The sequence below is a fragment of the Streptosporangium sp. NPDC049078 genome (assembly GCF_040648855.1).
In the GTDB taxonomy this organism is placed as follows: Bacteria; Actinomycetota; Actinomycetes; order Streptosporangiales; family Streptosporangiaceae; genus Streptosporangium.
Window position 1 is genome coordinate 64,277 of the sequence record NZ_JBEZEL010000027.1, and the last position, 17,272, is coordinate 81,548.

Annotated in this window: 14 protein-coding genes; 11 read left to right on the top strand and 3 right to left on the bottom strand. The window is 70.0% G+C overall.

Translation table 11 applies throughout. The features are described 5' to 3' along the window. Positions 1-207: 207 nt before the first annotated feature. The gene (locus AB0B90_RS35810; protein WP_350949159.1) at positions 208-2,403 is read left to right on the top strand and encodes a bifunctional (p)ppGpp synthetase/guanosine-3',5'-bis(diphosphate) 3'-pyrophosphohydrolase; all 2,196 of its coding nucleotides are present in this window, start codon (positions 208-210) and stop codon (positions 2,401-2,403) included. Positions 2,404-2,771: 368 nt separating this feature from the next. Here AB0B90_RS35810 and AB0B90_RS35815 read toward each other — a convergent pair whose 3' ends face one another. Together AB0B90_RS35815 and AB0B90_RS35820 are read right to left on the bottom strand one after the other, a co-directional pair. Then, positions 2,772-4,001 (bottom strand): DUF349 domain-containing protein, encoded by a 1,230-nt coding sequence (locus AB0B90_RS35815; RefSeq protein ID WP_350949160.1) that lies wholly within the window; start codon positions 3,999-4,001, stop codon positions 2,772-2,774. A gap of 65 nt (positions 4,002-4,066) precedes the next feature. Continuing rightward, positions 4,067-4,924: a peptidylprolyl isomerase gene (locus tag AB0B90_RS35820; RefSeq protein ID WP_350949162.1), complete on the bottom strand. Its 858-nt coding sequence runs from the start codon at positions 4,922-4,924 to the stop codon at positions 4,067-4,069. A gap of 147 nt (positions 4,925-5,071) precedes the next feature. Here AB0B90_RS35820 and AB0B90_RS35825 point away from each other — a divergent pair, with 147 nt between their 5' ends. Genes AB0B90_RS35825 through aspS form a run of 3 tightly spaced genes read left to right on the top strand, consistent with a single transcriptional unit; the run spans position 5,072 to position 8,802 of the window. Then, the gene (locus tag AB0B90_RS35825; protein ID WP_350949163.1) at positions 5,072-5,800 is read left to right on the top strand and encodes an MBL fold metallo-hydrolase; all 729 of its coding nucleotides are present in this window, start codon (positions 5,072-5,074) and stop codon (positions 5,798-5,800) included. A gap of 3 nt (positions 5,801-5,803) precedes the next feature. Then, positions 5,804-7,069, top strand: a complete 1,266-nt coding sequence (gene hisS, locus AB0B90_RS35830) for a histidine--tRNA ligase (RefSeq protein WP_362517785.1) — start codon at positions 5,804-5,806, stop codon at positions 7,067-7,069. Continuing rightward, the gene (gene aspS / locus AB0B90_RS35835; protein WP_350949165.1) at positions 7,066-8,802 is read left to right on the top strand and encodes an aspartate--tRNA ligase; all 1,737 of its coding nucleotides are present in this window, start codon (positions 7,066-7,068) and stop codon (positions 8,800-8,802) included. Before hisS ends, aspS begins: the two co-directional genes overlap by 4 nt. Before the next feature lie 449 nt (positions 8,803-9,251). Here aspS and AB0B90_RS35840 read toward each other — a convergent pair whose 3' ends face one another. Then, positions 9,252-10,148 (bottom strand): peptidylprolyl isomerase, encoded by an 897-nt coding sequence (locus AB0B90_RS35840; RefSeq protein ID WP_350949166.1) that lies wholly within the window; start codon positions 10,146-10,148, stop codon positions 9,252-9,254. A 200-nt stretch (positions 10,149-10,348) separates the two neighbouring features. Between AB0B90_RS35840 and AB0B90_RS35845 the strand changes: the two genes are divergently transcribed. The 7 genes from AB0B90_RS35845 to mltG all read left to right on the top strand — a co-directional run bounded on the left by AB0B90_RS35845 (position 10,349) and on the right by mltG (position 17,249). Further along, positions 10,349-10,807, top strand: coding sequence for a DUF2231 domain-containing protein (locus AB0B90_RS35845; RefSeq protein WP_350949167.1), 459 nt, complete (start codon positions 10,349-10,351; stop codon positions 10,805-10,807). Positions 10,808-10,905: 98 nt separating this feature from the next. Further along, positions 10,906-12,216 carry a replication-associated recombination protein A gene (locus AB0B90_RS35850; RefSeq protein WP_350949168.1) on the top strand — a complete coding sequence of 437 codons (1,311 nt, stop codon included), beginning with the start codon at positions 10,906-10,908 and terminating at the stop codon, positions 12,214-12,216. A 131-nt stretch (positions 12,217-12,347) separates the two neighbouring features. After that, positions 12,348-12,740, top strand: coding sequence for a DUF948 domain-containing protein (locus tag AB0B90_RS35855; protein WP_350949169.1), 393 nt, complete (start codon positions 12,348-12,350; stop codon positions 12,738-12,740). Next, positions 12,737-12,991: a hypothetical protein gene (locus AB0B90_RS35860; protein WP_350949170.1), complete on the top strand. Its 255-nt coding sequence runs from the start codon at positions 12,737-12,739 to the stop codon at positions 12,989-12,991. Before AB0B90_RS35855 ends, AB0B90_RS35860 begins: the two co-directional genes overlap by 4 nt. A gap of 1 nt (position 12,992) precedes the next feature. Then, on the top strand, positions 12,993-15,662 hold the full coding sequence (gene alaS, locus AB0B90_RS35865) for an alanine--tRNA ligase (RefSeq protein WP_350949171.1): 2,670 nt from the start codon (positions 12,993-12,995) through the stop codon (positions 15,660-15,662). A gap of 52 nt (positions 15,663-15,714) precedes the next feature. Next, the gene (ruvX, locus tag AB0B90_RS35870) at positions 15,715-16,215 is read left to right on the top strand and encodes a Holliday junction resolvase RuvX (RefSeq protein WP_350949172.1); all 501 of its coding nucleotides are present in this window, start codon (positions 15,715-15,717) and stop codon (positions 16,213-16,215) included. Further along, a complete protein-coding gene (gene mltG, locus AB0B90_RS35875) occupies positions 16,212-17,249 on the top strand; it encodes an endolytic transglycosylase MltG (RefSeq protein WP_362926480.1) in 1,038 nt (345 codons plus the stop codon). Before ruvX ends, mltG begins: the two co-directional genes overlap by 4 nt. Positions 17,250-17,272 lie beyond the last annotated feature (23 nt).

The window sequence follows — 17,272 nt, forward strand, 5'->3', positions numbered from 1 at the left end:
TCTGGATACACTGTAGGGATCTGGACTCGAACGTAAGGAGTCTGAGTGCCCCGCGATGTGGTCGTCCCCGATGTGACCGCCGGCGGTGGCGGTCCCGAGACGGCCGTCCCAGCAGGCGATGCCGGTTCCGCCGTGTCCGGAGCCGCTGAGGAGAAGCCGGCGGTAAGGCGAAGGCTCGCACGTCTTGGGGGGCAATGGGGTGGCGGTATGAATCCGGTTCTGGAGCCGCTGTTCCGTACGGTCCGCGCGACCCACCCGAAGGCGGACCTGCGGCTCATCGAGCGCTCCTACGACGTGGCGGCCTACCACCACCGCGACCAGAAGCGTAAGAGCGGTGATCCGTACATCACCCACCCGCTGGCGGTGGCCACGATCCTGGCCGAGCTCGGCACCGACGACGAGACGCTGTGCGCGGCGCTGCTGCACGACACCGTCGAGGACACCGCCTACAGCCTGGACGAGCTGCGTTCGGACTTCGGCGACAACATCGCGCTGCTGGTCGACGGCGTCACCAAGCTCGACAAGGTCAAGTTCGGCGCCGCGGCCGAGGCCGAGACCGTGCGCAAGATGGTCGTGGCGATGTCGCGCGACATCCGGGTGCTGGTGATCAAGCTCGCCGACCGGCTGCACAACATGCGCACCATGCGTTACCTGCCCGAGCACAAGCGGCACCAGAAGTCGCGGGAGACTCTGGAGATCTTCGCGCCGCTCGCCCACCGGCTGGGCATGAACACCATCAAGTGGGAGCTGGAGGACCTCGCGTTCGCCATGCTCTACCCCAAGCGGTACGACGAGATCGCCCGGATGGTGTCGGAGCGGGCCCCGCGCAGGGACCTGTTCCTGCAGGAGGTCATCGAGAAGGTCTCCGGTGACCTGCGCGACGCCAAGATCCGCGCGGCCGTCAAGGGACGTCCCAAGCACTACTACTCCGTCTACCAGAAGATGATCGCCAGGGACGTCGCCTTCGACGACATCTACGACCTGGTGGGCATCCGGGTGCTGGTCGACTCGGTCCGCGACTGCTACGCGGCGCTCGGCACGATCCACGCGCGATGGAACCCGGTCCCCGGCCGGTTCAAGGACTACATCGCGATGCCCAAGTTCAACATGTACCAGTCGTTGCACACCACGGTCATCGGCCCCGAGGGCAAGCCGGTGGAGTTGCAGATCCGCACCCACGGCATGCACCACAGGGCCGAGTACGGCGTGGCGGCGCACTGGAAGTACAAGGAGGACATGACCATCTCGGGGCCTCCCGGGACGAAGCTGAAGCCCGCCAGCGACATGGCATGGCTGCGCCAGCTTCTCGACTGGCAGAAGGAGACCGCCGACCCGGGGGAGTTCCTGGAGTCGCTCAGGTTCGACCTGTCGGTCTCGGAGGTCTACGTCTTCACCCCCAGGGGCCAGGTCATCGCCCTGCCGGAGAACGCGACGCCCGTCGACTTCGCCTACGCCGTGCACACCGAGGTCGGCCACCGCTGCATCGGGGCGAGGGTCAACGGGCGCCTGGTGCCCCTGGAGTCACGCCTGGGCAACGGCGACACCGTGGAGATCTTCACCTCCAAGTCGCCGGACGCGGGTCCCTCGCGCGACTGGCTGAAGTTCGTCAAGTCCGGTCGGGCCCGCAACAAGATCCGGCAGTGGTTCTCCAAGGAACGCCGCGAGACCGCGATCGAGGCGGGCAAGGAGGCGATCGGCCGCGCGATGCGCAAGCAGGGCCTGCCGTTGCAGCGCCTGATGTCCGGAGAGTCCCTCCTGGCCCTCGCCAGGGACCTGCGCTACCCGGACGTCTCCGCGCTCTACGCGGCCGTCGGTGAGGGCCACGTGGCCGCGCAGACGGTCGTGCAGAAGCTCGTGACGTCCGTCGGGGGCGTGGAGGGCGCCGAGGACGACATCGCCGAGACCTCCGTACCGACCAAGCTGCGCGGGCGCCCCCGCGGCAGCGGCGGCGCGGGCGTGGTCGTCGCGGGCGACTCCGACGTCTGGGTGCGCCTCTCACGATGTTGCACGCCCGTACCCGGTGACGAGATCGTCGGCTTCGTCACCCGCGGGCACGGCGTGTCGGTGCACCGCACCAACTGTCCCAACATGGACCAGCTGCAGTCCGAGCCCGACCGCCTGGTCGAGGTCGCCTGGTCCGCCGCCGACGACTCGGTGTTCCTGGTCGCGCTGCAGGTCGAGGCGCTCGACCGGCCCCGCCTGCTCTCCGACGTGACCCGCACCCTCTCCGACCAGCACGTCAACATCCTGTCGGCGTCGGTGACGACCTCCAGGGACAGGGTGGCGATCAGCAAGTTCACCTTCGAGATGGGCGACCCCAAGCACCTGGGCCACGTCCTGAAGGCCGTCCGCAACATCCAGGGCGTCTACGACGTCTACCGGGTCAGCGGCGCGAGTTCCTGAGGTTCTCCCGCTCCGTTCCCTGTCTCCTCCCGGATCGCCCCATGAGGTGTGGCGGCGACTCCTCCCGCCACGCCGCCTCATGGGAGGCGACCCGAACCGGCCGCCTGCGGCGCCCCAGGAGGCCTCACAGGGCACGGAATCCGAGAACCGGGCACAAGTCCCACCCTGTCCCTTGCGGCCCTCTCGGGCCGCCTCGTGGAGTGTGGCCGCAGGCTCGACGACTCCGTTCCCTCGAAACCGTCTCGCCCGTCCCACGGCCGACCCGGCGTGCCCCCGCCCACCACAGGCGACGGGGCCGCGAGGAGCCTCCCCGGTGGGAGGCTCCTCGCGGCCCCGCGGGACGCGTCAGCCGGTGAGGGCGCCGGGCGTCAGGAGAACTCGGCGAGCGTGCGCTCCGCCTCCGTCAGCCAGGAACGGCGGGCGGTCAGGGCCTCCTCGGCGTCCTTGACGTCCTTGTCCTTACCCGCGTCCCTCGCCTTGACCAGACGGCTCTCCAGCTGCGCGATCGACTTGCGCAGCTGGTCGACCGTGTTCTGGGCACGAGCCCTGGCCTCGGGGTTGGAGCGCTTCCACTCCGTCTCCTCGGCCTTGCGGACCGCCTCGTCGATCTTGCGCAGGCCACCCTCCAGACGGTCACGCTGCTCGCGCGGAACCGGGCCCGCGGCCTCCCAGCGCTCCAGGAGGTTGCGCAGAGCGCCCCGGGCGGCGCGGGCGTCGGTGACCGGAAGGATCTTCTCCGCCTCGACCAGGAGCTGCTCCTTGATCTCGGCGTTGGCCGCCAGCGAGGCGTCGCGCTCGGCGAAGACGGCCGAACGCGCCTGGAAGAACTGGTCCTGGGCACCCTTGAAGCGGCCCCAGAGCTCGTCCTCGACCTCGCGGGAGGCCCTGCCCGCGCTCTTCCACTCCTGCATCAGCTCCCGGTAGGCCGACGCGGTGGCGCCCCAGTCGGTGGACGAGGCCAGTGTCTCGGCCTCGGCCACGATGCGCTCCTTGGTGGAACGCACGCCCTCGCGCTGCTCGTCCAGCCCCGCGAAGTAGGCCTTGCGCCGCTTGGCGAAGGCCGTACGGGCCGCCGACAGGCGCTTCCACAACGCCGCCTCGGTCACCCGGTCGATGCGTTCGGCGGCCTTCCACTCCTCGATCAGCTGGCGCAGCCGCTCACCACCGGTCTTCCAGTGGGTCGTGTCCTCGGCGATGCGCTCGGCCTCGGCGACGATCCGTTCCTTGACGCCCTTGGCCTCCGCCCTGGCCACGTCGCGAGCCGCCTTCACCTCCTCACGGCGCTGGGCGACCAGCTCCGTGAGGACGCCGAGGCGGTTCAGCAGCGCGTCGAGGTCGCCGACCGCGTGCGCGTCGGTGATCGCCTCTCGGAGCTTGACGATCGTCGCCTCGGCCTGGGCGGGTGGCAGGTCGGTGCCACGAACCCGCTGTTCCAGCAGGGTGACCTGCCCGGCCAGCTCGTCGAACTTGCGATGGAAGTAGGCAAGCGCCTCTTCCGGTTCGCCGGCCTTCCAGGACCCGACGGCCCGCTCTCCCTCAGCCGTACGTACGTAGACGGTGCCGTCGTCGTCTACCCGGCCCCACGGGTCGGTGCTCACCGTGTCCTCCCGCACTTTCATCAGCCTTTCGGGACTTACCGCCCCTTGTATGTATTACGTCAGCTCTAGCTGGACATTGTCACGTCTTTGATTTCCACGGTTTCCTTCGGCGCCCCCGTACCGTCGGGGCCCGGGGTGATGACACCCGCCTTGTTCACCTTGTCCAGAATCTCCAGACCCTTGGTGACCGTACCGAACGGTGTGTAGTCCGGGCTCAGCGGGGCGTCACCGAACACGATGAAGAACTGGCTGCCGTTGGTGTCGGGACCGCTGTTGGCCATGGCCACGACGCCGCGCGTGTACTTCGCGCCCTCCAGGTTCTCGTTCACGAAACGGTAGCCGGGACCACCCTGGCCGTCGGTCTGGCCCTTGCCGTCGGCCTTGGCCAGCGGGTCGCCGCACTGCAGCATCGGGAACTGGTCGGAACCCAGCCGGTGGCACTTGGAACCTTCGAAATACTTCTTCTTCGCGAGGAAGGCGAAGGAGTTGACCGTGCACGGCGTCTTTTCCGCCGACACCTCGATGACGATGTCGCCCTGGTTGGTCTTGAGGGTCATCGTCTTGGGCGTCAGGTCGACCTTCTCCGGGGGCAGGCCCACGTCCTTGGCCGGACCGCCGCCGGCGTCCGCGACGTAACCGCATGTGCCGCTGGCCGGGTCGAAGGCCTTCGGCTGCGCTCCCGCGGCCTCCGACGCGGCCGGTGAGGCGTTGTCCGACGGGGCCGGGTCGGTGGTCGCGGCCGTCGTGTCGGAGCCCCCGAACAGGGTCGTCGCGGCGATCACGCCCGCCACCACGACCACACCGGCCACGGTGCTGCCGATGATCGCGTTGCGCTTGGCCCTGGCCTCGCGTTCGACGCGTCGCTGCGTCTGCCGCTCGTAGTGCTCGCGCGCCAACTGCTTCTGGCGCTCCTTGCCGCTCACCGCTTCGCCCTCCCGAGTGCCGAGTAGTACTTAATGAGGTGGGCGAATCGTATCGGCCAATGGGTAATGGTTCGCAGCCCGCCGACCCGCACCGGTACCCTTCGGTTACATTCCCATCCGCATTCTTGACGAGATCAGCTGAGGCAGATGCTCATCGCCGGCTTTCCCGCAGGGTCCTTCCAGACCAACTGTTACGTCGTCGCTCCCGCCGCGGGCGAGGAGTGCGTGGTCGTCGATCCCGGTCAGAACGCCGTCGGCGCCCTCGACGACCTGCTGCGCGAGCACAGGCTCAAGCCGGTCGCGGTGCTGGTCACCCACGGGCACATCGACCACATGTGGTCGGTCGCCCCGGTCTGCGGCGCGCGTGACGTTCCCGCGTGGATCCACCCGGAGGACCGCGAGCTGCTCTCCGACCCCGGCAAGGGGCTGTCGCTCTCGACGAAGCAGCAGTTGTTCGGGGGGCTCACCTTCACCGAGCCCGACGACGTGCGCGAGCTCGCCGACGGCGAGGTGCTGCGGCTCGCCGGCCTGGAGCTCACCGTCGACCACACTCCCGGCCATACCAGGGGGTCGGTGACGTTCAGGCTGCCCAGCACCGAGGAGATCCCGGACGTGCTGTTCTCGGGCGACCTGCTGTTCGCCGGCTCCATCGGCCGCACAGATCTCCCGGGCGGCGACTACCCCACCATCCTGCGCAGCCTGGCGGCCAAGTGCCTGCCGCTGCCGGAGGACACGGTGGTCCTGCCCGGCCACGGACCACAGACCACGATCGGTCACGAGCGTGCCACCAACCCGTATCTCGCGGAGGCGAGGTCGGCCGCGGGCGCGGACTCCGCGTCCGCCGGGCACGACCGCGGCCCCGGCAGGGGACTTTAGACAATGACTTTGCAGGCGCCCAAGGGCACCTTCGACTGGCTTCCGCCGCGCTCGGAGCGGGCGCTCGCCGTGCGCGAGGCGCTCACCGAGCCCGCCCGCCGGGCGGGTTACGGCTACATCGAGACCCCGGTCTTCGAGGACACCGCGCTGTTCGTCCGCGGTGTCGGCGAGTCGACCGACATCGTCTCCAAGGAGATGTACACCTTCGAGGACAAGGGCGGGCGCTCCATCACGCTGCGCCCCGAGGGCACCGCGTCGGTGGTGCGGGCGGTCCTCCAGCACGGCCTGCACAACGGGCAGCTTCCGGTGAAGCTCTGGTACTCGGGCAGCCAGTTCCGCTACGAGCGGGCGCAGAAGGGCCGCTACCGTCACTTCTGGCAGGTCGGCGCCGAGGCGCTGGGCTCGGAGGATCCGGCGCTCGACGCCGAGCTGATCCTGCTGGCCGTCGACGGCTACGCCGCCCTGGGACTCACCGGGGTCCGGCTGCTGATCAACACGCTGGGCGACAAGGAGTGCCGTCCCGTGTACCGGGCCGCGCTCCAGGACTTCCTGCGCGGCCTCGACCTCGACGAGCCCACCCGGCAGCGGATCGAGATCAATCCGTTGCGCGTGCTCGACGACAAGCGCCCCGAGGTGCAGGCCCGGCTGGCCGGGGCACCGCTGGTCGTCGACCACCTGTGCGAGGCGTGCAAGGCGTACCACGAGGAGGTCCGCTCGCTGCTGACCGCCTCGGGCGTTGCCTACACCGACGACCCCCGGCTGGTCCGCGGCCTCGACTACTACACGCGCACCACGTTCGAGTTCGTCCACGACGGGCTCGGCTCGCAGTCCGCGGTCGGGGGCGGGGGCCGCTACGACGGGCTGAGCGAGATGCTCGGCGGACCCGCGCTGCCCAGCGTCGGCTGGGCGCTGGGTGTCGACCGCACGGTGATGGCGATGGAGGCCGAGGGCCTGTTCGGGGACGAGAGCGCCGAGGCACGCGTGCGGGTGTACGGTGTGCCGCTGGGTGAGGAGGCGCGCCGCCGGATGTTCCTGCTCGTCACCGAGCTGCGCCGGGCGGGCCTGGCCGCCGACATGTCGTTCGGCGGCAAGGGCGTCAAGGGCGCGATGAAGGGCGCCGACCGGTCGGGGGCCGGCTACGCGGTGATCCTCGGCGATCGGGACATCGCCGAGGGGACCGCGCAGGTCAAGGACCTGGCCAGCGGAGACCAGACCGCCGTACCGCTCGCCGAGATCGTCACGATGTTGAAGGAGAGACTGGACAAATGATCCGCACGCACGAAGCGGGGTCACTGCGCGAGGAGCACGCCGGGCAGCGGGTGACGCTCGCCGGGTGGGTGGCGCGACGCCGCGACCACGGCGGCGTGGTCTTCATCGACCTGCGTGACGCCTCGGGTTCGGCCCAGGTGGTCTTCCGCGAGGAGGACGACGCCCACGGGCTGCGCGCCGAATACTGCGTCAAGGTCGTCGGAGAGGTGCGGGTCCGCCCCGAGGGCAACGAGAACCCCGAGCTGCCGACCGGCGCGATCGAGGTCGTCGCCTCCGAGGTCGAGGTGCTCAGCGAGTCCGCGCCGCTGCCGTTCCCCATCGAGGGCACCACGGGCATCTCGGAGGAGGCGCGGCTGAAGTACCGCTACCTCGACATCCGCCGCCAGCAGGTCGCGCACGCCATGCGCGTCCGCTCCCGGGCCACCTACCTCGCCCACGAGGTGATGAACGAGCAGGGGTTCACCTACGTCGAGACCCCGACGCTGACCCGCTCGACCCCGGAGGGTGCCCGCGACTTCCTGGTCCCGGTCCGGCTCCAGCCGGGCAGCTGGTACGCCCTGCCCCAGTCGCCCCAGCTGTTCAAGCAGCTTCTGCAGGTCGCCGGGCTCGAGCGCTACTACCAGCTCGCCAAGTGCTACCGCGACGAGGACCTGCGCGCCGACCGGCAGCCGGAGTTCACCCAGATCGACGTCGAGATGTCCTTCGTGGACCAGGACGACGTGATCGCCCTGGGCGAGCGGCTCATCGGCCGCATCTGGAAGGAGACGGTCGGCTACGACCTGCCGACCCCCCTGCCCCGGATGACCTACCGGGAGGCGATGGCGCGCTACGGCTCCGACAAGCCGGACCTGCGCTTCGGCCAGGAGCTCGTCGAGATGACGGACTTCTTCGCGGACACCACCTTCCGCGTGTTCCAGGCGCCGTACGTGGGCGCCGTGGTCATGCCCGGCGGTGCCTCGCAGACCCGCAAGGAGCTGGACGCCTGGCAGGAGTGGGCCAAGTCGCGCGGAGCCAGGGGCCTGGCCTACGTGCTGGTGGGCGAGGACGGCGCGCTCGGCGGGCCGGTCGCCAAGAACCTGTCGGAGACCGAGGCGTCCGGCCTGGCCGCGAAGGTCGGCGCGAAGCACGGTGACGCGATCTTCTTCGCGGCCGGCGCGGCCTCCGCCTCCCGCGACCTGCTCGGCGCGGCCCGCCTGGAGATCGGCCGTCGCTGCGGCCTGATCGACGAGTCGGCCTGGAACTTCCTGTGGATCGTCGACGCCCCCATGTTCGAGGAGGACGGCGAGGGCGGCTGGACCGCGGTCCACCACCCCTTCACCGGTCCCAAGCCCGAGTGGGCCGACACCTTCCAGGACCACCCCGGCGAGGCCCTGGCCTACGCCTACGACATGGTCTGCAACGGGATGGAGATCGGCGGCGGCTCGATCCGTATCCACCGGGCCGAGATGCAGCAGCGCGTCTTCGACGTGCTGGGCATCTCCAAGGAGGACGCGGAGAGCAAGTTCGGCTTCCTGCTGGAGGCGTTCAAGTACGGCCCGCCGCCGCACGGCGGCATCGCCTACGGCTGGGACCGGATCTGCATGCTTCTGGCGGGCACCGACTCCATCCGCGACGTCATCGCCTTCCCGAAGACGGCCTCCGGGTTCGACCCGCTGACCGGCGCGCCCACCCCGATCACGGTGGAGCAGCGCAAGGAGGCGGGCGTCGACGGCAGGCCCAAGGCCGGCGCCTGATCCGGATGTGACGAGGCCCTCGGACGGTGTTCCGGGGGCCTTTGTCATGCGCCGGCATGACGGCGGCATGCGCTGCCGTGGCGCTGTCGGCTGTCGTGCGCTGTCGCGGCGCGCACAGCTGGGCGGGTCCGGGGTGTCGGTCCCCGGCGAAAGAGGTGATGTGAGAGGGGATCTCCTCTCCTCGATTCCCGGATCGGCGATCGTCGAGGAGACCGTCCTGTGCGTCCCTCACAGGCACCCTGGGCGGCCGATGGCGTTTTTCCGCCCCAGAGGGTGAGGGAGAGGCGCGGCCCGCGTACGGTCGCGCTGAGGCCTGTGTGGGCCGCGTGCCGCCCGTGCTCGCGAGCGGAGACGGCGGGGCCGGGGCTACGACCGCCGGGACACGAGGACGCCCCGGCGGTCGTCCGACCGCCGGGGCGTCCTGTGGCGGCGAGGCGCCGCGAGTCCGGTCAGGAGAGCCGTACGCTCTTGATGATCACCGGGATCTTGGGGGCGTTGGAACCGCCGTCACCGGTGATGTCGTCGGGGTTGGTGATCCACCCGCCCTTGGCGATCTCGTCGAGGATCTCCATGCCCTGGGAGACCACGCCGAAGGGCGTGTAGGCCTTCTCCACCTGCTCGGTGTCGTCCCCCAGCGAGATCCAGAACTGGCTGCCGTTCTCGTTGATCGCGTCCATCGCCTGGGCCACCGCGACCGTGCCCTTGGCGTAGGAGACCTCGCCGTCGAGGTTCTCGCTGTCGTAGACGTATCCCGAGCTGCCCTGGCCGTCGGTGGGGTTCTTCCCGTCGGCCTTGGCCTGCGGGTCGCCGCACTGCAGCAGGCTCACGCCGGAGTTCTCCGGGGTGGCCAGACGGTGGCACTTGGTGTTGTCGAAGAAGCGCTTCTTGGCCAGGAAGGCGAAGGAGTTGACCGTGCAGGGGGCCTGCTGGGTCGCCAGGTCGATCACGACATTGCCGTGGTTGGTGGCGATCGTCATGGTCTTCAGCTTCAGGTTCGGCCTGGCCGGTGGCATGCCCACGTTCTTCATCGGACTGCCGCTGGTGTCCTTGCGGTAGGTACACCTCGTGTTGGCCGGAGCGGCCGTGGGGGTCGGCTCGGGCGTCGCGGCGGGTGTCTCCGAAGGAGACGGCGAACCGGTGGCGGCGGCGTTGTTGACCTTCGGGTCGTCACCGTCGCCCCCCAGAAGGGTCACCCCGGCGAACAATCCCCCCGCGACGACGACCACCGCGGCGACCGCTCCGATGACGGCGTTGCGCTTCGACGACGTGGTCGCCTGCGCAGCACGCTTCGCCTGCCGCTCTTTGTGTTCCCGAGCCAGCCGGCTCTGGCGGTCCTCGGCGCTCACCGCTATGTCCTCCAAGATTGCTGATCCATGGTTACGGGCTGGCGAAAAGAGTACCGGCCCCAAGATGTGCTGGACGTAAGTGGCGGAATTCATCAGAGGGGGACGGAGAGAAAGGGGAGACCTCTTCACGCTCGCCATAACCCGCTCATGGTGGGATCCGTACTTGCAGATGATGAACCACGCACCAGCGGAGCGCCCCCATGTTCGACGAGATCCTCGGCCTGCCTCTTCATCCCCTGGTCGTTCACGCGGCAGTGGTCCTGACGCCGCTCCTCGCGGTGCTCGCCACCGTGTACGCCCTGGCGCCCCGCACGCGACCCGTGCTCACCTGGGCAGTGGTCGGACTCGCCCCGGTCGTGCCGGTGAGCGTCTTCGTGGCGCGGGAGAGCGGGGAGGCGCTGGAGGAGGGCCGCTTCGCCTCCGCGGGGGGACGGCTCGCCGAGCTCATCACCGAACACGCGAACCTCAGCGTCCCGCTGCTGCTCGTCTCCCTCGCCCTCGGGGTGGCCTCGGCCGCCCTCGTCCACGTCACGCGCCGCGACAGGTTCGGACGCACGGCCGAATTGGCGCTCTCGGCGCTCACCGTTGTCCTGGCCGTCGTGACGATCTACTACGTGGTACGGAGCGGGCACAGCGGGGCCGTCGCGGTCTGGAGCTGAGCCGGCCGGGGCCGTGATGTCGCGTGACGCCGGGGGAGTCCGGCGCACCGCCGTCCGCGCGGGCCGAGGCCCCGCCGGGCGGCGGTACTGTCTCAGACGTGGACAGCCTGTTCGACTCGGCGGCGGAGGAGGCCCATCGCGGCCAGGAGCCCCTGGCGGTGCGAATGCGCCCCCGGAGCCTGGACGAGGTGATCGGCCAGCGGCACCTGCTGGGTCCCGGCACGCCGCTGCGCCGCCTCGTCGAGGCCGAGGCGCCCATGTCGCTGTTCCTCTGGGGCCCTCCGGGGACCGGCAAGACCACCCTCGCCTACGTGGTGGCGGGTGTCACCAAGCGCCGCTTCGTGGAGGTCTCCGCGGTCTCGGCCGGTGTCAAGGAGGTCCGCGCGGCCATCGAGCAGGCCCGGCGCGAACTGGGCATGTCCGGCCGCCAGACCGTCCTGTTCGTCGACGAGGTGCACCGCTTCAACAAGGCGCAGCAGGACGCCCTGCTGCCCGCCGTGGAGAACCGCTGGGTCACCTTCATCGGCGCCACCACCGAGAACCCCTTCTTCTCCGTCATCTCGCCCCTGCTGTCGCGCTCGCTGCTGCTCACCCTGGAGTCACTGTCGGAGGACGACATCCGGGTGGTGCTGGAGCGCGCGGTCACCGACCCGCGCGGCCTGGACGCGAGGGCGAGCCTCGCACCCGAGGCCGCCGAGCACCTGGTGCGGCTCGCCGGCGGCGACGCCCGCAGGTCGCTCACCTACCTGGAGGCCGCCGCGCTGATCGCCGACGGCGAGATCACCGTCGAGGTGGTGGAGCGGGCGGTGGACAAGGCGGCCGTGCGCTACGACCGCCAGGGCGACCAGCACTACGACGTGATCAGCGGTTTCATCAAGAGCATGCGGGGCTCCGACGCCGACGCCGCGCTGCACTACCTCGCCCGGATGATCGAGGCGGGGGAGGACCCCCGGTTCATCGCCCGCAGGATCGTCGTCTTCGCCTCGGAGGACGTCGGCATGGCCGACCCCACCTGCCTGCAGATCGCGGTGGCCGCCGCTCAGGCGGTGGAGTTCGTCGGCCTGCCCGAGGGACGCCTCAACCTGGCCCAGGCCGTCATCCACTGCGCGCTGGCCCCCAAGTCCAACGCGGTGATCAACGCCATCGGCGCGGCCTCCGAGGACGTACGGCGCGGCGACATCGGCCACGTACCCAACCATCTGCGCGACTCCCATTACGCGGGGGCCAAGCAGCTCGGCCACGGCAGGGGCTACAGATACCCCCACGAGTTCGAGCACGGACTGGTACGCCAGGAGTACGCCCCCGAGGAGCTCAGGGACCGGCGCTACTACCAGCCCACCCGTCACGGTGCCGAGGCGGGCCTCGCCGACCGCTGGTCCAGGATTCGCGCCTTCCTCCGTGGGGAGTAGCCTCCCGCGAGGATCACCTCCGGAGCGCGCGGTGAGCGGGGATGAGCGATGTCGGGCACGATAGGGTTTCGCCAATCCGCCCGACCATGGCCGGGGTCACCTATGAACCAGTGAGGGGAGCGGGGCCGCACATGCTTACCGCAGGAGAGGTCGCGGGGCTGATCGCCGCGATGGCCTGGGCGATCCTGGTGTCCTTCATGGCCGTCGTCATGGTCAGGCTGGCCCGGCTGCTCACCGAGACGACCAAGATGGTCTCCCAGCTGGGCGACCGCGTCGTGCCGCTGCTGGAGGACGTCTCGGCCGCGGTCGGCGAGACCAACCGCCAGCTGGTCGCCATCGAGGCCATCACCAAGGACGTCAAGCAGGTCAGCGGGCACGTGGCCAAGGTCAGCGACGTCACCCAGAACCTGGTCACCGGACCGATGATCAAGGTCGCGGCTCTCGGTCACGGGGTCCGCAGGGCCCTGGGCGCCCGCAGACGCGCCAGGCTCGCCGCGCCGGCGCTGGAGAGGCGCCCGCGATGATCCGCAGGTTGTTCTACATGGGGCTGGGCGCGTTCGGCGCGGTGTGGGCCATGCGTAAGCTTCAGGCACTGCACCCGAACCACCTGGCCCGGCGGGCCGTGCACAACGCCACCGGCGCCCTGGGGCAGGCACGTGACCTCGCGGGGGAGGCCCTGCGAGGCGCGGCCGAGCGGGAAATCGAGTTGCGTTCCAGGTTCGGGCTCGACAGCGTGGAAAACTCCTATCACTCCAACGTAAAGGATGGCCGCTGACATGGAGTCGGCAGAGATCGCCCGCCGCTTCCTGCGCTTCTTCGAGGAGCGTGGGCACACCGTCGTGCCCTCGGCCAGCCTCATCGCCGAGGACCCGACACTGCTTCTGGTCAACGCGGGCATGGTGCCCTTCAAGCCCTACTTCCTGGGCCAGCAGAAGCCGCCCTACAAGCGGGCCGCCAGCGCGCAGAAGGTCGTGCGGACCCTCGACATCGACGAGGTCGGCAAGACGACCAGGCACGCCAGTTTCTTCCAGATGCTCGGCAACTTCTCCTTCGGCGACTACTTCAAGGAGCAGGCGATCCCGTTCGCCTGGGAGTTGCTGACCAGGCCCGAGTCCGAGGGCGGGTTCGGCTTCCCCGAGGACCGCCTCTGGGCCACCGTCTACCTCGACGACGACGAGGCCGCCGAGATCTGGCGCAAGGTGGGGGTGCCGCAGGAGCGCATCCAGCGCCGCGACCTCGCCGACAACTACTGGCACATGGGCGTGCCAGGACCCGGCGGCCCGTGCAGCGAGATCTACTACGACCGCGGTCCCGAGTACGGGCGCGAGGGCGGTCCGGTCGCCGACGAGAACCGCTATCTGGAGGTGTGGAACAACGTCTTCATGCAGTACCAGCTCAGCGCGGTCCGAAGCAAGATCGACTTCGACATCGCCGGTGAGCTGCCCGCCAAGAGCGTCGACACGGGCATGGGCCTGGAGCGCATGGCGGCGATCCTGCAGGGCGTCGACAACATCTACGAGATCGACACCACGTACAAGATCCTCGACAGGGCCGCCGACCTCACCAAGACGCGCTACGGCCGCGACGAGCGCGCCGACGTGTCGCTGCGGGTGGTCGCCGACCACGTCAGGACCGGCGTGATGCTCGTCGCCGACGGGGTGCTGCCCTCCAACGAGGGCAGGGGCTACGTGCTGCGCCGCATCCTGCGCCGCGCCATCCGCAACCTGCGCCTGCTCGGCGCGGGCGAGGAGCGCTACATGCACGAGCTCACCGCGGTGACCGTCGACGTGATGGGCGAGCAGTACGCCGAGCTCAGGGCCGACGCCCCGCAGATCCACGGCGTCATCGACGCCGAGGAGGCGTCCTTCCTGGGCACGCTCCGCACCGGCACCGCGATCTTCGACGTGGCGGCCGAGGAGACCAAGCGCAAGGGGAAGGCCACGCTCGCGGCCGACCAGGCCTTCCAGCTCCACGACACCTACGGCTTCCCGATCGACCTCACCCTGGAGATGGCCTCCGAGCAGGGGCTGCAGGTCGACGAGGAGGGCTTCCGCCGCCTGATGAAGGAGCAGCGCGACCGCGCCAAGGCCGACGCCGCCTCCAAGAAGACCGGCAACGCCGACATCTCGATCTTCGGCACGCTCCTGGAGAAGACCGGCAAGGTCGAGTTCCTGGGCTACGACCACGTGACGGCCGAGGCCGAGGTCGTCGGCCTCCTCGTCGACGGCGTCTCCGTGCCCGCGGCGGGCACGGGCACGGCGGTCGAGGTCGTGCTGAACCGCACCCCCTTCTACGCCGAGGGCGGCGGCCAGCTGTCCGACCAGGGTGTCATCCGCACCGGTGGGGCCGAGGTGGAGATCGTGGACGTGCAGTCCCCGGTCTCCGGCGTCGTCGTGCACCGGGGCAAGGTCCGCTCCGGAGAGGTCCGGGTGGGCGACCAGGCCCAGGCGGAGATCGACGTCGAGCGGCGCCGGGCCATCTCCCGCAGCCACACCGCCACCCACCTGGTGCACCGCGGCTTCCGCAACGCGCTGGGCGAGACCGCGGCACAGGCCGGCTCGGAGAACTCCCCCGGCCGCTTCCGCTTCGACTTCACCGCCGCGGGCGCGGTGCCGCCCAGCGTGCTGCGCGACGTCGAGGACGAGGTCAACGCCGTTCTCATCAACGACCTGCGGGTCAACGCCTTCCACACCTCCCAGGCGGAGGCCCGCGCGATGGGCGCCCTCGCCCTGTTCGGGGAGAAGTACGGCGACACCGTCCGCATCGTCGAGGTCGGCGAATACTCCCGCGAGCTCTGCGGCGGCACCCACGTCGCCAGCTCCGGGCAGCTGGGCCTGGTCAAGGTGCTGGGCGAGGCCTCGATCGGCGCGGGCGTGCGCCGGGTGGAGGCCCTGGTCGGTCTCGACGCCTTCCGCTTCCTGGCCAGGGAGAGCGTGCTCGTCGCCCAGCTGTCGGAGCAGCTCAAGGCCCGCAGGGAGGAGCTGCCCGAGCGCATCGAGGGCATCGTCACCCGGTTGCGTTCCGCCGAGAAGGAGCTGGGCGCACTGCGTTCTGCCCAGGTGCTCGCCGGTGCGGGGGAGATGGCGGAGAACGCCCGCGATCTGCACGGAGTGTCCGTCGTGACACACCGCGCGCCTGATGGCACCTCCCCCGACGACCTGCGTAAGCTCGCGCTTGACGTGCGCGGCCGGTTCCCCGGCGATCGCGCCGCGGTGGTCGTCGTGGCCGGTGTCCCCGGTGACCGGCCGGTCGTGGTGGCCGCGGTGAACGAGGGGGGACGCGGCCGTGGCCTGAAGGCGGGCCGTCTGGTCGGCGTCGCCGCGAAGGCGCTGGGAGGTGGCGGTGGCGGCAAGGACGACGTCGCGCAGGGAGGCGGTGTGCGCCCCGAGGCGATCGGCGAGGCGCTCGCCGCCGTCGAGCAGGCGATCGCGCAGACGCTCACCTGACGACGAACGACGCCCCCGCGCCGTGTCCGGCACCGGGGTGGGGACGGAAACGATGAGAAACGGCATTCGGCTGGGCGTCGACGTCGGATCGGTCCGCATCGGTGTGGCACGCAGCGACCCCTCGGGGTTGCTGGCCACACCGGTGGAGACCGTCCGGCGCGGTAAGGGCGACCTCGACCGGCTCGCGGAGATCGCGGCCGAGTACGAGGTCGTCGAGGTGGTGGTCGGCCTGCCGACCTCGCTCTCCGGGCGCGAGGGGCAGGCGGCGGAGGCCGCCCGCGACTTCGCGAACCGGATCTCGCTGCGGCTGGATCCGATACCGGTGCGGTTGTTCGACGAGCGGCTGACCACCGTCACCGCCCAGCAGGGGCTGCGGGCCAGCGGTGTGAAGGCGAAGAACCAGCGTGGCGTGGTGGACCAGGCGGCCGCCATCGTGCTGCTCCAGGCCGCCTTGGACGCCGAGCGTGCCACCGGCAGGCCCCCGGGTGTTCCCGCCGGATCCACCCCGGGCGGAGGGGACGTCGAAAGGCCGGGCGGCGGGTCCGTTCGGTGAACCGCCTGCGGCCGATGTGGTTGCTGGTGGCCGGCACATCCGTGCTCGCCGTCGCCACGGGGACGGCCGGCTTCGTCGTGATCCGCTCCTGTCTCGTGCCCGCCGACTTCGAGGGCCCCGGCTCGGGGGCGGTCGTCGTCGAGATCCCCCGGGGGGCGAGTGCCGCCCAGATCGGGCTGGTGCTCGCCGACGCCGGGGTGGTGGCGAGTGCCAGGGGATTCGTCGCGGTGGCGGAGGAGCAGGGCAGGACGGCCGGCCTGCCCCCGGGGCGCTTCAGGCTCCGCAGGGGCATGGACGCGCTGTCGGCGCTCGGCATGCTGGTGGCACCGGAGTCGCGGATCGTTCGTACGGTCACCGTTTCCGAAGGGCTGCGCCTGCCGGAGCTGCTCGACCGGCTCGCCGACCAGACCGGCATGCGCCGGGCCGATCTGGCCAGGGCCGCGGCCGACGAACGGGCGCTCGGCCTGCCCCGATACGCGGAAAGCGCCGAGGGCTTCCTGTTTCCCGCCACCTACGAGATCGAGCCCACCACGACGGCCTCGGGTGTGCTCACCGCGATGGTGGAACGTTACAAACAGATGGCCGCTCAGCTGAAACTGAGGAAACGGGCGAAGAAGAAAGGGTTGTCTCCCTTGGAAGCCGTCACAATGGCGAGCATCGTCCAGGCGGAGGGCGGGCGGGATCCGGACTACCCGAAGATCGCTAGAGTGATCTACAACAGGATCAGGGCCCGGACGCCACTCCAGATGGACACCACGGTGCTGTACGCGCAGGGACGCAGAACCCTGGAGGTCTCGCAACGGGATACCGAGGTAAGGTCTCCCTGCAACACCTACCTCAAACCGGGCCTGCCACCAGGACCCATCGCGAACCCCGGGGAGCAGGCATTGATCGCGGCACTCCAGCCAGATCAAGGTGATTGGTTCTGGTTTGTCACTACCGATCCGGAGCATAGAATCACGAAATTCACTGACACAGAGAGTGAGTTTGTGAGATACCGGGAAGAGCTGAACAAACACCTCGGGAAGCGTTGATGCCCGGCGGAATACCCCCCGTT